This window comes from Aliivibrio sp. S4MY1 (assembly GCF_028765545.1).
Classification (GTDB): domain Bacteria; phylum Pseudomonadota; class Gammaproteobacteria; order Enterobacterales; family Vibrionaceae; genus Aliivibrio.
In genome coordinates this window covers 142,708-158,383 of record NZ_JARACP010000009.1, presented here as the reverse complement: position 1 = coordinate 158,383, position 15,676 = coordinate 142,708, and the positions used below count along the sequence as shown (strand labels likewise).

General features: G+C 38.4%; 15 protein-coding genes. 8 read left to right on the top strand and 7 right to left on the bottom strand.

Translation table 11 applies throughout. From position 1 onward, the window contains the following. The first annotated feature begins 4 nt into the window (after positions 1 to 4). Positions 5 to 454 (top strand): exoribonuclease R, encoded by a 450-nt coding sequence (locus PVK71_RS12035; RefSeq protein WP_130049345.1) that lies wholly within the window; start codon positions 5 to 7, stop codon positions 452 to 454. A 151-nt stretch (positions 455 to 605) separates the two neighbouring features. On the opposite strand, the gene PVK71_RS12030 is transcribed toward PVK71_RS12035, so the two are convergent. From PVK71_RS12030 to PVK71_RS12020, 3 genes are all read right to left on the bottom strand, one after another. After that, the gene (locus tag PVK71_RS12030) at positions 606 to 2,072 is read right to left on the bottom strand and encodes a carbon starvation CstA family protein (RefSeq protein ID WP_274418796.1); all 1,467 of its coding nucleotides are present in this window, start codon (positions 2,070 to 2,072) and stop codon (positions 606 to 608) included. A 160-nt stretch (positions 2,073 to 2,232) separates the two neighbouring features. Next, the gene (gene btsR, locus PVK71_RS12025; RefSeq protein WP_274418797.1) at positions 2,233 to 2,949 is read right to left on the bottom strand and encodes a two-component system response regulator BtsR; all 717 of its coding nucleotides are present in this window, start codon (positions 2,947 to 2,949) and stop codon (positions 2,233 to 2,235) included. Further along, a complete protein-coding gene (locus PVK71_RS12020; protein ID WP_274418798.1) occupies positions 2,942 to 4,624 on the bottom strand; it encodes a sensor histidine kinase in 1,683 nt (560 codons plus the stop codon). The genes btsR and PVK71_RS12020 overlap by 8 nt, the downstream gene beginning before the upstream one ends. 241 nt (positions 4,625 to 4,865) lie before the next feature. On the opposite strand from PVK71_RS12020, the gene PVK71_RS12015 reads away from it, so the two are divergent. After that, the gene (locus PVK71_RS12015) at positions 4,866 to 5,456 is read left to right on the top strand and encodes an acetate uptake transporter (RefSeq protein ID WP_130045308.1); all 591 of its coding nucleotides are present in this window, start codon (positions 4,866 to 4,868) and stop codon (positions 5,454 to 5,456) included. A 77-nt stretch (positions 5,457 to 5,533) separates the two neighbouring features. Here PVK71_RS12015 and PVK71_RS12010 read toward each other — a convergent pair whose 3' ends face one another. Beyond that, positions 5,534 to 5,695 (bottom strand): heat-shock protein HtpX, encoded by a 162-nt coding sequence (locus tag PVK71_RS12010; protein ID WP_274418799.1) that lies wholly within the window; start codon positions 5,693 to 5,695, stop codon positions 5,534 to 5,536. A gap of 301 nt (positions 5,696 to 5,996) precedes the next feature. On the opposite strand from PVK71_RS12010, the gene htpX reads away from it, so the two are divergent. Then, entirely contained in the window at positions 5,997 to 6,872 is an 876-nt protein-coding gene (gene htpX, locus PVK71_RS12005) for a protease HtpX (RefSeq protein WP_130045310.1), read from the top strand. 135 nt (positions 6,873 to 7,007) lie between these two features. After that, positions 7,008 to 7,487 carry a DUF1456 family protein gene (locus PVK71_RS12000; RefSeq protein WP_130045311.1) on the top strand — a complete coding sequence of 160 codons (480 nt, stop codon included), beginning with the start codon at positions 7,008 to 7,010 and terminating at the stop codon, positions 7,485 to 7,487. A gap of 96 nt (positions 7,488 to 7,583) precedes the next feature. Here PVK71_RS12000 and PVK71_RS11995 read toward each other — a convergent pair whose 3' ends face one another. Beyond that, a complete protein-coding gene (locus tag PVK71_RS11995) occupies positions 7,584 to 8,105 on the bottom strand; it encodes a hypothetical protein (protein WP_274418801.1) in 522 nt (173 codons plus the stop codon). 368 nt (positions 8,106 to 8,473) lie between these two features. Here PVK71_RS11995 and PVK71_RS11990 point away from each other — a divergent pair, with 368 nt between their 5' ends. The 3 genes from PVK71_RS11990 to PVK71_RS11980 all read left to right on the top strand — a co-directional run bounded on the left by PVK71_RS11990 (position 8,474) and on the right by PVK71_RS11980 (position 12,276). Beyond that, positions 8,474 to 9,874: an amidohydrolase gene (locus PVK71_RS11990; protein WP_274418802.1), complete on the top strand. Its 1,401-nt coding sequence runs from the start codon at positions 8,474 to 8,476 to the stop codon at positions 9,872 to 9,874. A gap of 135 nt (positions 9,875 to 10,009) precedes the next feature. Further along, positions 10,010 to 11,548 carry a L,D-transpeptidase family protein gene (locus PVK71_RS11985; protein ID WP_274418803.1) on the top strand — a complete coding sequence of 513 codons (1,539 nt, stop codon included), beginning with the start codon at positions 10,010 to 10,012 and terminating at the stop codon, positions 11,546 to 11,548. 176 nt (positions 11,549 to 11,724) lie between these two features. Beyond that, a complete protein-coding gene (locus PVK71_RS11980; protein ID WP_274418804.1) occupies positions 11,725 to 12,276 on the top strand; it encodes a YcbK family protein in 552 nt (183 codons plus the stop codon). Between the two features lie 135 nt (positions 12,277 to 12,411). On the opposite strand, the gene asnS is transcribed toward PVK71_RS11980, so the two are convergent. Beyond that, positions 12,412 to 13,812, bottom strand: a complete 1,401-nt coding sequence (asnS, locus tag PVK71_RS11975; RefSeq protein WP_072054459.1) for an asparagine--tRNA ligase — start codon at positions 13,810 to 13,812, stop codon at positions 12,412 to 12,414. A gap of 267 nt (positions 13,813 to 14,079) precedes the next feature. On the opposite strand from asnS, the gene queD reads away from it, so the two are divergent. Continuing rightward, positions 14,080 to 14,442: a 6-carboxytetrahydropterin synthase QueD gene (queD, locus tag PVK71_RS11970; RefSeq protein WP_061002237.1), complete on the top strand. Its 363-nt coding sequence runs from the start codon at positions 14,080 to 14,082 to the stop codon at positions 14,440 to 14,442. A 49-nt stretch (positions 14,443 to 14,491) separates the two neighbouring features. On the opposite strand, the gene PVK71_RS11965 is transcribed toward queD, so the two are convergent. Then, a complete protein-coding gene (locus tag PVK71_RS11965; protein WP_443111714.1) occupies positions 14,492 to 15,517 on the bottom strand; it encodes an endonuclease/exonuclease/phosphatase family protein in 1,026 nt (341 codons plus the stop codon). Between the last annotated feature and the right edge of the window lie 159 nt (positions 15,518 to 15,676).

Genomic DNA, 15,676 nt, shown 5'->3' with positions numbered 1-15,676 from the left:
AAAAATGGAACGTGATTATACTTTCTCTTGTTTAGTAACAATGCCACGCCATGAACTTGAAGAGTTTAGCCACCGTGTGATTAGTCGTATGGTGCCAGAAGAGACAATCCAAGAGATTTTCACTTTTGAACAGGAAGAAACAGCAGATCAAGATCGTATGCAAACGGCTCAATTAGACGCGATGTTACGTCTTGCCGCTGTTGCACTTGGTGAAGTGACTCATGCGTTTTCTGAATCTGAAAATTCACAACAAAACAGCTTACGAATGATGCGTCTTGTTTTATGGCATACCTATGCAATGCTATTTAATTTAGAAGAAGCGGTATCGTTAGAAGAGCACTGTGAATTGGTTGAGAAGATTTTAGCGAAACCACCGACAGATGCGTTAAATTGGTTGCCAATTTTATCTAAATTACTTGGTGATTACGCCGCGATTGCTGCGAAACAGAAGTAACGCTCTCCATAAACCAAAGCAACTAATTAAATTATATAAAGCGCCAGTGGTTACTACCACTGGCGCTTTTTATATGGGTATAAAAAAACCGAACCACGATTAATGGTCCGGTTTAAGTCTAACGGTATAGGGGGAAGGTTATAACGTTAGTTTAAGATTGAAGACTCTCTTCTTCTGAATCAATCTCACCTTTGCCTTTTGATTTCACAATAATCAAACCAGCAATTACAAACGCTGAAACCACACCTACAATGGTAGATAGTGTCATCGGTAATCCAAAACCTAGTTGGCTGTTGTTTAGAATGAAAGTGATACAAACACTTGTCATGAATACTGCTGGAACCGTTGTCACCCAGTGCAGTTTATTATGACGAACTAGGTAAGCGGTTGCAGTCCAAAGCATCATTACCGCTGTAGTCTGGTTAGCAAAACCGAAGTAGCGCCAGATAATACCGAAATCTACTTGAGTTAAGATACCACCAAGAACGAACAGTGGAAGCGCCATGAGTAGACGGTTACGCAGTGTTTTCTGCTCCATGTTGAAATATTCAGCAAGGATTAAACGGCTTGAGCGGAATGCAGTATCGCCAGAGGTAATTGGTAGAATAACTACACCTAAGAACGCTAGGATGCCACCAAATGTACCTAGAAGACCAAATGATGATGCGTAAACTACGTTACCAGGACCACCGTTTGCAACCGCTGCTTGAAGTGCTTCAATACCATCAAAGAAAGACAGAGCGATAGCACACCAGATCAGAGCGATAATACCTTCACCAATCATTGCGCCGTAGAATACAAAACGGCCATTCTTTTCATTTTCCATACAACGCGCCATTAGCGGAGATTGCGTTGCGTGGAAACCAGAGATAGCACCACAAGCGATAGTGATAAATAGTGCAGGCCACAATGGTAAGTCGTTCGGGTTCATGTTGGTAAACATCTCACTTGGCTCGTAGCCACCAAGTACAGAATGATCACTTGATAGTGCGATTGCAGAAATTAAGCCAACAGACATGAAGATGAGTAGAGCACCAAATAGCGGATAGAAGCGTCCGATAATTTTATCAACAGGTACAATGGTCGCCAAGATATAGTATCCAAAAATGATAACAACCATCGCCGTCATGGTGATGCCCAAATCAAATTGGTCATTCATTAGGTTGGTTAGCATGCTTGCAGGAGCAGAGACGAATACAACACCAACAAGAAGCAGCAGAACAATTGCAAACACATTCATAAAGTGTTTCGCGCCATTACCTAGGTATTTGCCTGTAATTGTTGGAACTGATGCACCACCATTACGGATAGATAACATCCCAGAGAAATAGTCGTGAACGGCACCTGCAAAAATGCAACCAAGTACAATCCATAACATAGCTGCAGGGCCGTAAAGGGCACCCATGATTGGGCCAAAAATTGGACCGACGCCTGCAATGTTAAGAAGTTGAACTAGGTATACTTTTGGTGTCGACATTGGAACATAATCAACGCCGTCTGTTTTAGTATGAGCGGGGGTTTTTCTGTCTTCTTTAATGCCAAAGATTTTTTCTATAAAAGCACCATATAAAAAGTAACCACCGATAAGTGCAGCAACACAAGTTAAAAACCAAAGCATAATCCATTCCTTTTAAGAGTTAGCTAAGTAAATTTTAAAATTAGATGCTGTGTATAATACTGCTGGGCGTAAAGAGTTCACGCCCAAAAAAGGTGAGTGGTTATGTTTTGCTAGTGAGTGGTTTTATAGCGGATTAAGTGGTTTTGGTGATACTCACATATTAATGGTGAATACCTAAACGCTCTTTTATTTCTTTAAGATACCGACGACTAACCTGAGCGATATGGCCATTTTGAGTAATGATCTCACTGGTACCGTTATCATGCAGTTTAATCTCTCTAATAAAGTGAGGGTTAATTAAAAACTGTCGATGGCAGCGGATAAGCGGGGTCTTTTCTTCAAGGACTTTTAATGTCAATTGTGTGCAAGCTTTCTCAGATTTGGTTACAAGCTCAACACCTGCCGCTTGAATACTGGCAACCTCAATCTCTTTAGACGGTAGAAGTAGAATACGGTTGTGCCCAGAGCAGGGGATTAACTCAATTTCAGGCGTAATAATAGGAGTGAGGTCGAGTTTGGTGTCTGCTGCCAATAATCGTTTTACGGTTTTTTTAAGGCGGCAAGGCTCTATCGGTTTGAGTAAATAATCAAAGGCGTTATCTTCAAAGGCTTTTACTGCAAATTCATCATAAGCGGTAACAAAAACGATATTTGGCATGGTCTCAGGATCAAGCATGCTGATTAAATCCATTCCTGTAATTTTAGGCATTTGAATATCAAGAAATACCACATCGGGTTTTAGTTGATTTATTTGCTTTAACCCATCAATAGCATTACCGCATTCAGCAATGATGTCGATGTGACCTATCTCGTTTAATTGCTCAATTAACTCTTCGCGAGCAAACAGTTCGTCGTCAATCACAATGGCTTTAAGCATGATTTATCGTCTCTAATGGTAAATGGATGGTGGCTTTGGTTTGTTGATTCTCAATACATGATAAAGTCAGCCCAAAAGCGTCGCCAAATTGATTTTTTAAGCGTTTATCAACAATGGTAGTGCCTAAACCATCACTGCTTGTTTTCTCTGTATATAGTCCGGCATTATCAATTACCTCAAGGATCACTTGGTGATGAGATAGATAACCTTTAATTTTTATTTCGCCATTTTCAAACATATTTGAAGTGCCATGTTTGATGGCGTTCTCAACTAAGGGTTGCAAGGTGAATGTGGGTAATTTGAGGTCGTACAGTTTTTCGTCAATACTTACGTCTACTGTCAGTCTGTCTGCAAATCGTGCTAGCTCAATTTCTAAGTAGGATTGTACGTGATGTAATTCTTCTTTTAAGGTGACTTGCTCAAAGTTCTGTTTTAAGTTTCGACGGAAAAACTGTGATAAGTGCTGAATTAATTCTCGAGCACGAGTTGGATCTCGTCGGATCACGGCACTAATCGTATTTAACGCATTAAATAGGAAATGAGGATTCACTTGAGCTTGTAATAGACGCAATTCAGCTTGAGTAAGTAAAGATTGCTGCTGTAAATAACGGCCCGTTAAAATTTGGTTGGAGAGCAATTTGGCGATGCCTTCTCCCAGCGTTATGTTGATATAGGAAAATAGTTTCAGTTTTGGCTCATACAGTTTTATGGTGCCAATCACCTCATTATTTGCACCAATAAGCGGAATAACGAGTGCTGAGCCGAGTTTGCATTTTTTATCAATAGAGCATTGATAGGGGTGTTCGTCCCCATCGATGTACATTACTTTACTCTGCTTTATGGCTTTTCGTGTGTAATCAGAGGCAATAGGAGTACCTGGTAAGTGATGATCATCACCAATGCCAATAAAGGCTAATATTTTCTCTTTATCAGTAATAGAAACAGCGCCTACGCCGGTCTCTTCATAGATGATTTTTGCGATTTGTTCACTGTTTTCTTGGTTGAAGCCTTGGCTTAATATTCCAACAGAACGTTGGGCGATGTTTAGCGCTTTATTAGAGAATGCGGCAGAGTATTTTTCATAAATGGCTTTTCTATCTTGGATAATACTCATGAACATGGCAGCACCAACTGAGTTGGCAACAACCATAGGTAAAATGATAGAGGAGACAAGTGCATAAGCTTGATCAAATGGTTTGGCAACGATTAGAATTATCGTCATTTGTAATAGCTCTGCAATAAAAGCAATCATTAAAACTGTTCTTGGTTTAAATAATTGATCTATTTGATTTTTACGTACGAAGTATAAATGAAATAACCCACCAAGAAGCCCTTCGGATGTGGTCGAAATAGCACAAGCAAGATCGGTAAATCCGCCCATTGAATAACGGTGTAATCCACCCGTTAGGCCGACAAAAAAACCAACTAAAGGCCCACCGAGAACGCCCCCCATGACAGCCCCAATTGCACGAGTATTTGCAATTGCATCTTGAATCGCGAGGCCGAAGTAGGTACCAAGAATACAGAAGCCTGAAAAGATGATGTAACAAAGAAAACGATGACTCCAACGCCCTGAAATAGTAGTAATTGGAAGAAATAGCGGTGTCTTACTTAATAAATAAGCAAGTACAAGATAAACGCTCAATTGCTGTAGTAGGGAAAACACTAATTCCATGTAGGTTCTCAATTAATATGCAGGAGCTCTAGTGTAATCGTAATTAAGAATGCTGTCTAAATAGAAGAGGGAAAACTGAATACAGTGGGCCATAAAAATCATCAATTTCGACTTAAATTTAAGAATGCAATAAATGAAATGTAAGATTTCATAAATGATAGTTGTGATCTTTGGTGCTCGTAAATAGAATGCGCTTCCTAAAACATTTTTTAATCATTACACTTTTTTTTGAGGCTTCGGCATGTCAAACAAACTTGCAAACCCAGCACCATTAGGCCTAATGGCTTTTGGTATGACAACTGTGCTACTAAACCTACATAATGCAGGTTTCTTTCCTTTAAATACTGCGATCTTATCGATGGGTATTTTTTACGGTGGTATCGCGCAAGTAATTGCAGGCATCATGGAGTATAAAAAAGGTAATACGTTTGGCACAACTGCGTTTACTTCTTATGGTTTCTTCTGGTTATCTCTTGTTGCTCTAATTCTTATGCCTGAAATGGGCCTAGGCCAAGCAACATCAGCAGCATTCATGGGTTGGTACCTTGCAATGTGGGGTGTGTTAACATTCTTCTTATTCTTAGGTACTTTTAACTACCCACGCGCTAAGCAAGTTGTATTTGGTAGCTTAACTATCTTATTCGCATTGCTTTCAGCTCGCGATTTCACAGGTAGTGTAGTAATTGGTCACATGGCTGGTTATGTTGGTTTATTCTGTGGTTTAAGCGCTATGTACTTCTCTATGGCGCAAGTAATTAACGGTGAATACGGTCGTACTGTATTACCTGTTGGTGAAATGAAAGCGAAAGAAGCTGCATCAGTTACTGCGTAACATTCAGCTCATAAAAAAGTAAAAGGCAGCTTACTATTAGTTAGTAAGCTGCCTTTTTTGTATGTGCTGTATTTTAATTAACGATATAAACCCATTAATCCTTCTTGGGTATCTGCTATCTGACTTTCGACCGTTGTTTGAACGTCGATTCCCAATTGCTCTTTGGCTTCTTCTTTTGATAGTCCTAGATGACAGCAAAGCATATCAATCGCCATTAAGTAAGTTTGTTGTTCTGCCATGTTCAATCCTTGATATCCATAATTTTTCTTGATTTACAAAGTAAAGTTAATTGCTTGTTTTGACAATACGACCAAAGTCTAAGGGTGGATTTATTCTTTGAGTTACAGAGAGGTAAAATTAAAAAGAATAGAAAGGTTAATAGGTAAAAGAAAGTGTATCAAAGTACGTCAAAGCCTTGTAATTACGACAAATGGTACTATCTTATGCTTATACTTTATAAACGTGCTAGATACGTTTGGTAGCAACTCAAAATATAAAAAATAAGTGAGTTGAATTGATTATTAATTGGAGAAAAAATAAATGAAGCGTATTGCGCTGTTTTTAGCAACAAACTTAGCTGTTATGATCGTATTCAGTATTGTCCTGAATATTGTTTATGCAGTAACGGGGATACAACAAGGTAGTTTATCTGGCTTGTTAGTTATGGCGGTATTGTTTGGTTTTGGTGGTTCATTAATCTCATTAATGATGTCTAAATCAATGGCATTGCGTTCTGTTGGCGGTGAGGTAATTGAACAACCTCGTAATGAAACAGAGCATTGGTTATTAGAGACGGTTTCTCGTCAAGCTCAACAAGTTGGTATTGGTATGCCAACGGTAGCTATCTATGATTCACCTGATATGAACGCTTTTGCTACTGGTGCAAAGCGTGATGATTCATTGGTTGCGGTATCTACTGGTTTATTACATAGCATGACTCGTGATGAAGCAGAAGCGGTGTTAGCACACGAAGTCAGTCATATTGCAAATGGTGATATGATCACAATGACGCTAATGCAAGGTGTAGTAAATACCTTCGTTATTTTCTTATCTCGCATGATTGCTAATGCAGTAAGTGGCTTTACATCAAGTGATGAAGAAGGTGAAGGTGAGGGCGGAAGCTTCATGACGTACTTCATTGTTTCTACTGTACTTGAATTAGCTTTTGGTTTCCTAGCAAGCTTCTTAACGATGTGGTTTAGCCGTCATCGTGAATTCCATGCTGATGCTGGTGCTGCTCAGTTGGTTGGAAAGCAAAAAATGATTTCAGCTCTTGAGCGCTTACGCATGGGTCAAGAGTCTCAGTTAGAAGGTTCAATGATGGCATTTGGTATTAATGGCAAAAAGTCGTTAACAGAACTGCTAATGAGCCACCCACCTCTTGAGAAACGCATTGACGCTTTACGTCAAATGTAATATTTGATAGAAATGAATTAAACCCGAGTTTGTCTCGGGTTTTTTTATGCATATAGATCACATAAATCTTTTACCAGAGTGGATTACAAGTTATAGTCTGCACCTAATTTAAATTTAATACATTTAGGATTTACCTTGACTAATAACGACATTTTACGACGCATTCGTTACGCTTTTGATTTTGATGATACTAAGATGATCGCACTGTTTGGTGCTGCTGATCTTAAAGTAACTCGTGAAGAAGTATGTAACTGGTTAAAAGCGGATGACGATAAAGACTATAAAAGTTGTCAAGATGTTCAATTAGCAACGTTTCTAAATGGTTTAATCAATGATCGTCGTGGTAAGCGTGAAGGCGAGCAACCAAAGCCTGAAGAAAAACTAACGAACAACATTATTCTTAAAAAATTACAAATTGCTTTAAACTTAAAAGCAGATGACGTTTTAGACTTAATGAAGTTAGTAAACTTCCGTCTAAGCAAGCACGAACTGAGTGCTTTCTTCCGTAAAGCAGATCATAAACACTACCGTATTTGTAAAGACCAAGTTTTACGTAACTTTTTACAAGGCGTGCAACAGAATTTACGTGGTGAAGCTGAAGTAGAAAGCGAATAAGCTTTTTCGTTTTACCATAAAAAAACCACGACGATCATTTGATGAGTCGTGGTTTTTATTTATTAGCCGCATTATATTGTCAGTATTGTTATGAAGCTAGAAACTCCATTGCATACTCATTACGATAATTCCGGGTAAGATAAAGCCAGCTTCTACGCCAAAATAGTCGGTAAAGTTGTATTGTGCTGCATGATAAATGTATGGGGCAAATGCAACGCCAACTTTTTCTTTTGATGTCTTATATATCCCGCCGTCACCACAGTCTTCAAATGCATCAATAAAGAACTCACCTGCATATGAATACATCCCTTTAATCACAAGTTTGCTATTTACACGATACCAGTCTTTTCGGACACCAATAAGCATACAACGATTCGCTTGGCTGTTTAAAAAAGTGCCTAGCATGAAGCTGTAATCAGAGTCTGCAGAAAATTTACGCTCAACAGAAAAGTATTGATTACCAAAGTATTGATGAGAGTCAGGATCGTAGGGTACTAAATGGTAGAGAAATGATCCCGTGTTTATAGAGTAAAGAGATAACTCACTAGCTTCCTCTTCCGCTTTGCTCTCTAAAGGAAAAAATAAAAAAAATAAAAAAGATAAAAAGTAAGGCTTCATAACTCAAAAATGTGAAAAAAATGTAGATGCATTATAAAGACATTTACTTGAATTAAAAGAGAGAGCAAGCTAGCTCTCTCATATATTTGCTTTTTTTGGAACACTTATTTAACTATTCACTTGTTGAGTGAATATTTCTTCTTCGATACCTTTATTAACCTTACCTTCCGACTTAGCAGCAAAATAGCAGCAAGGGTATTATTTTCAATAATTCTCACCCCTCGCTGAATCTTTAAAAATATGACATTGGTCACTACTTTGAAAATAAGGTAGGGCTGTTTATTGATAATTACCTTGATAAAAGGAATGTCACGTATATCATCCGCTCCTGAAATCTAGCTATCTATCTTTCTTTAGTGAGTATATTTATGTATTTAAAAAAAACCTTAGTTGCCATTGCTATAGCAGCAACTAGTTTTTCTACGTTGGCAGCACAACAAGTCGATTTACTGATCAAAGATGCAACATTGCTTACAATGAATGAATCTAAGCAAACGTTTGATAATGGTGTAATTGCCATCAAAGGTAATAAAATTGTTGCAGTTGGTGATGAAAGTATTGCAAAAAACTATGAAGCAAAAACCGTATTAGATGTTGATGGTGATATTGTTCTACCGGGTTTAATTAATACACATACTCACGCTTCAATGACTGTTTTTCGTTCATTAGGTGATGATGTTCCTGACCGTTTACACCGTTATATTTTTCCATTAGAGAAAAAATTAGTATCACGCGATATGGTTCGTATTGGTGCTAATCTAGGTAACGTAGAGATGGTTAAGGGTGGGGTAACCACTTATGCTGATATGTACTATTTTGAAGACGAAGTTGCAAAGACGGTCGACAAAATTGGTATGCGTGCAATTCTAGGTGAAAGTGTTATTAAATTCCCAGTGGCAGATGCTGCAAATGCAGATGAGGGCATTCAGTACGCACTAAACTTTATTGAAGAATACAAAGATCACCCTCGTATCACTCCAGCATTTGCTCCTCATGCACCATATACAAATACAACCGAGACGCTACAAAAAATTGCGAAGCTATCATTAGAGCTAGATGTTCCAGTCATGATCCATTTAGCAGAATCAGATCGCGAGGAAGAAGTGATTGCTGAGCGCTCTAATGGGATGTCTCCAGTGGAGTACATGCACAGTATTGGCGCGCTTAATAAGAACCTTATTGGTGCGCATATGATTCTTATTGATGATAAAGACATTGAGTTAGTCAAAGAATCGGATATGGGTGTTGCGCATAACATGAGTGCTAACATCAAATCAGCAAAAGGTGTGTCTCCAGCACTTAAAATGTACGATGAAGGCGTTCGTATCGGTTTAGGTACTGATGGCCCTATGTCTGGTAACACATTAAGCATTATTGATGAGTTTAACCAAGTTGCTAAAGTTCATAAATTAGTGAATAAAGATCGTGCAGCAATGCCTCCAATCAAGGTTATTGATATGGCAACGATGGGTGCAGCTAAAGCGCTTCATATGGAAGATAAAATTGGCTCTATTGAAGTTGGTAAGCTAGCAGACATTATTGTTGTTGATACGAAAGCACCAAATATGCTGCCAGTATATAACCCTTATTCTGCGTTAGTTTATTCGGCAAATTCAGGTAACGTTCGTCATACAATCGTTGATGGTGAAGTGATCATGAAAGATCGTGAAATATTAACCGTTAATGAAGATGAAATTCGTAAAGAAGTCATTGAGTTTACAAAAGTTGTTCGTAAAACAGTGATTGAAAGCGGCGAAGTTATTCAATAAAAAATAGTGAAAACTACCTAAAGGCTGGATTATCCGGCCTTTTTTATATCTGAATGAATGTATCCTATCAACTTGATATTTAATACTTAAAGACTATTATGAAAGTAATGATCTATTATTTGGTAGGGAGTGTTTATGATGAGATTTCTGCTTCTTACTGTCGTTTTTTTAATTCTTATGCCATTAAGCGTACAAGCGTCAAGTGGTGTAAGAAACGTTTTAAAGCAGTATGAAACAGAGTTATTTTACCCACAACAAGTTCTTCACTTTTATCAAAATGAACAGATAAAATGGTATTCATCGCAAGCTCGGAAAAATCTAGAAAATCAGTTAGCTTTACTGGTTCTTGCTGACCTAAATGATACACTTGAACAGCGTTATTACCATTTGCAGAATTCAAAAGAACTGGAATACGATGTTTTAGCAACAGATACCTTAATTTACCTTCTTACTTATCAATCTCAAGTACCAAAAAAAGGGAACAGTTGGTTTTTTGGTGGTCGCCTCGATGAGCACTTAGGTACACCATATCCTCAAATAATCTCCTCAATAAACCGTGCCTTTACTAGTGGTCAGTTGACTTATCTTACCGAGAGCTTAGTGCCAAGCTCGACACAGTATGAAGACTTTTATCTTCAGTTACTTAGCTATTATGATCCTTATAGCGAGCCGATGGAGAAGCTTTCCTCTAAAGTGTTACGACCGAACCAAGTGATATCGGATGCTTCTTTAATCAATCGTTTATATATTGCAGGAGAGCTTACGGAAGAAGAAAGTGCAGAATTGTTATCGCAAAGTAATGGGCTATATAACCCACAACTTGTGAGTGTTGTTAAGCGCTTTCAGAAGCGTCATGGTTTGGTTCCTGATGGTATTATTGGCCCTAAAACCAAATACTGGTTAAACATGTCAGCTAAAGAGCGGGTTAGGATTATGGCTCTTAATATTCAGCGATTACGGTTATGGGAGAATAAAAAAGAGCGTTATGTTTTAGTTAATATTCCTTCTTATGAAATGGGTTATTGGCAAGAAGATGAATTGTTGTTTCATAGTAAAGTGATTGTAGGGAAGCCAGAACGAAAAACACCTCTGCTATCCACTTATCTTAATTCCATTGTTTTTAATCCTAATTGGAAAGTACCAACGAAAATTATGAGAGAAGATATTTTACCTAAAGCCTTTAATGATAGAGATTTTTTATTATCACAAAATTTCGAAATTGTACCTACGTGGTTAAGTGATGATGTCATTCCGATTGATGATGTGGATTGGGAGCAAGTGAGCATTGAAACTTTTCCTTATAAGTTGAGACAAAAGTCAGGCAACAGTAATGCGCTTGGTCGTTATAAATTTAATACACCAAATCGAAATGCAATTTATTTGCATGACACTCCTTCTAAATCACTGTTTAGAAAACAAACCAGAGCGTATAGCTCTGGGTGTATTCGAGTTGAAAAAGCATCAGAATTTGCTCAGCTTTTAATGAAAGAATCTCATTTTTCTAAAAAAGAATACCGTAGCTATCATCAACTGCCTGAAACGAAAGAAGCGTTTTTATCTCAAATGATCTCGGTATATACGATTTACCAAACTGCGTGGATCGATGAAAAGAACCAAGTTCAGTTTAGAGATGATATTTATAAGTATGATCAATGGAGTAAGTCTAAAAATTGACCAATAATTGACATTCAAAATTAAGCCTAAAAAGTGTATTTAGTTCAATAAGTAAGCTAGTTATTATATAATTCAGGCGACAAAAAGAATTGTTTATTATTTGACCAATCAATGATTGGTGTGTATCTTTGCGCTCAGTTATTGACCGATCTATTTATAAGTGAGCCCTTTACTGCATGTCTGAATTTAGTCCATTACGCCGTAAAATCCTACTTGGTGGCGCAGCTACCGTTGGTTTAAGTCTATTTCCTACGTTATCTTTCGCATCACAATTTGAAGAGTCACCACGTAAGCTAGCGTTAAACAATTTACATACCGGTGAAGAGTTACAGACTGAATATTTCAATGGACGAGGTTATCAGAGCGCAGAGTTAGCAAAACTAAATCATTTATGTCGAGATTTCAGACGTAATGAAAGCATCGAAATGGATAAACGATTATTTGACCAATTGTCGGCGATTCAAAATGTCATTGGTTGTGATACACAGGTCCAAATTATTTCGGGTTATCGCTCACCAGCAACAAATGAAATGTTACGTGGTAAATCACATGGTGGCGTAGCGAAGAAAAGTTTACATATGTTAGGTCGAGCAATGGATTTTCGTCTAGAAGGTGTACCATTAGCGGAAGTACGAAAAGCCGCACTGTCATTAAAAGCGGGCGGAGTAGGGTATTACCCTGGTAGCAACTTTGTTCATATTGATACTGGGCGAGTTCGTTTTTGGTAATGAATGTCTAGGTTATATCGAATCGAGCTTAAATAGACAGTTAAAAAAATGGCGACCGCATTGGTCGCCATTTTTGTATTCATACTTTCTACTTACTCTATTCTTACAGAGCTAATGCCCTATAAGAAAAGCCAATTAGAAGTTAGCTGAACGTGGAGTACGTGGGAATGGGATAACGTCACGAACGTTGCCCATGCCAGTTACGTAAGACACTAGACGCTCAAAGCCAAGACCGAAGCCAGCATGAGGCACTGTGCCGTAACGACGTAAATCGCGGTACCAGCTCATGTGCTCAGGGTCTATGCCCATTTCAATCATACGAGCATCAAGAACGTCTAAACGCTCTTCACGTTGAGAACCACCAATGATCTCACCAATACCTGGTGCAAGAACATCCATCGCAGCAACCGTCTTACCATCGTCATTTTGACGCATGTAGAATGCTTTGATGTCTTTCGGGTAGTTCTTAACGATAACTGGTGCTTTGAAGTGCTCTTCAGCAAGGTAACGTTCATGCTCAGAAGACATATCGATGCCCCACTCAACATCAAACTCAAAGTCACGACCAGAATCTTTAAGGATTTGGATAGCGTCAGTGTAGTCTACTTGTGCGAAATCAGAGCTTACGAATTGCTCTAGACGAGTGATTGCTTGTTTGTCGATGCGAGAAGCAAAGAACTCAAGGTCATCACGACGCTCAGCAAGAACGGCTTCGAATACATACTTAAGCATGTCTTCAGCTAGTTTAGCTACGTCATCAAGAGTAGCGAAAGCAACTTCAGGCTCGACCATCCAGAATTCAGCTAGGTGGCGGCTTGTGTGTGAGTTTTCAGCACGGAAAGTAGGACCGAATGTGTAAACTTTGCTTAGTGCACAAGCGTAAGTTTCCGCATTAAGTTGACCAGATACGGTTAGGAATGTTTCTTTACCAAAGAAATCTTTGTCGTAATCAACATTGCCTTTGTCATCCATAGGAAGGTTCGCGTGATCTAGCGTAGAAACACGGAACATTTCACCAGCACCTTCAGCATCAGATGATGTGATTAGTGGAGCAGACATCCAGAAGTAGCCTTGCTCGTGGTAGAAACGGTGAATCGCTTGAGATAGACAGTTACGAACACGTGCAACCGCACCAATCACGTTAGTACGTGGGCGAAGGTGTGCAACTTCACGTAAATATTCAATTGAGTGACGAGTCTTAGCCATTGGGTAAGTGTCAGCATCTTCAACCCAACCTACAACTTTAACCTCAGTTGCAGCTAGCTCAAAATCTTGACCTTTAGCTGGAGAAGCTACGATAGTACCTGTCACTTCAACAGAACAACCTGTTGTTAGCTTAAGAACTTCATCATTGTAATTATTTAAGTCATTAGGAACTACGGCCTGAATCGGATCGAAACAAGAACCGTCATAGATAGCTAGGAAAGAGATTCCAGCTTTAGAGTCGCGACGTGAACGGATCCAACCGCGAACAGTCACTTCACTGTCAACCGCTAGTTTGCCGCTTAATACGTCTGTTACAGGCGCGTAAGTCATGTTAATTACATTCTCCATTGTTGTGCTACATGCACGAATATTTTTATTTCAAGAAATACATATTACCTTTCTTATTGATAGCTTCAAGTGTTGTTGTTCTATAAACGTGATTTTTCAGAATAAGAATCAATTTTCGTTGTAAATTCGCCGAAAAAATCGACAATATCATAAGGGAATAGGGAACTTACTGATTGTGAGTCTTGTTGTTTAGTAGGGAAGTAGAGTACTATCCCTGCTTCATAATATAGGTAATAGAGATTTTAACTAATGACAACTGAACTATATAAAGACTTCATGTTTGAAGCAGCACACCATTTACCACATGTACCAGAAGGTCATAAATGTGGTCGTCTTCATGGTCACTCTTTTTTAGTTCGTTTGTATGTTGAAGGTGAAGTTGACCAACATACGGGTTGGGTAATTGATTTCTCTGAAATTAAAGCTGCATTTAAACCAACGTATGACCGTCTTGACCATTATTACCTAAACGATATTGAAGGGCTAGAAAACCCAACAAGTGAAGTATTAGCTAAGTGGATTTGGAACGAAGTAAAACCAAGTCTTCCATTACTAAGTAAAATTGAAATTAAAGAGACATGTACAGCAGGTTGTACTTACCGCGGTGAGTAATCTACATTAACTGTCATGTTTAGAGAGGGCTGAATTATTCAGCCCTTTTTTATGCCTGCCGTATACAAGCGGTAATTGAAACCAATGCATGATCGGTACTGAATTGGTCAATATCAAATCTAGGATTCACAATGTGCTGATCTGTTACTGTGTAATCAATTATTTCTAAAATACTGCCCGAAAATGAGCTATCAAATTCGTTAGACAGCAGAATGTAATCCAATACAGACCCTTTTGCTCCGTAATAATGGGTACTTACTCGCTCTTCCAATAAATCTGCGCCTTTTAATCCACAATAAATATCCCAACTGTCTTTAAGCTGAAATCGAGTTAAATAATCAGTACTGAACTTATCAAACCGTAACTCATGAGACAGTAGCCCTTTAAATTCATCATGAAACAAAGGTTTATTAAAATCGCCCATTACAATTACAGGCTGGTTTGATTCTTTGCGCTGCTGAATTATATGGTTATGTAGAATATTCGCTTCTAATCCACGTTGTGCAGTAGAAAGCCAAGAACCTAGCTGTTCATCATGAAGCTGATGAAGCTGATGAAGAGGAGAGCTGTTGACTTCATCCGTTACATCACTTTCTTCAGGCTCTTTAGGGCGCTGAGATTTGAAGTGCACGACATAACAGTCAGTAATCCCAAGGTGAGGCAGTTCAATAGAGGCGTGAACAGGTACACGATTAAACTCAAATTCAATTCCGAATCGTTTTAATTGTTCTGGTTCTGCAACAACAGGTTGAGCATTTAAAATTGGATAACGCGAAGCAAAGGCAACTACAGGGGAATTAAAGACATAGCCATCTTCAGATTTTGGTTCATCGACAGTGGCAAAATATGAATAGCCAAGTTCGTTCACTAAAGCCTCTAAAGCGCTTGGACTAAAAACTTCTTGAAAACCAATTACATCAGAGTTTAATGCTGTGATCTTATCCTTAAACCAGCCTTGTTTCTTCAGCCATTCATCTTGAGTTAGTATATTTTCAAAATCGTAATACGCATTAGGCGGCTCAACAAAGTTGAACATATTGATGGTGGTGAATGTAAGGCTTTCAGGAGATGGCAAATTAGATACTCATGTTGTTATTATCGATGGGATCGACGTTTATTAAACAAAGTATAACAGCATGAAGTAAGGTCAACACCTGCTAATAGTTTTAAGTTTAAAAGCTTATAAAAGTACATAGTTTCTCTCCCAGATGGTATAAAAGGGGTATCGTCTTCT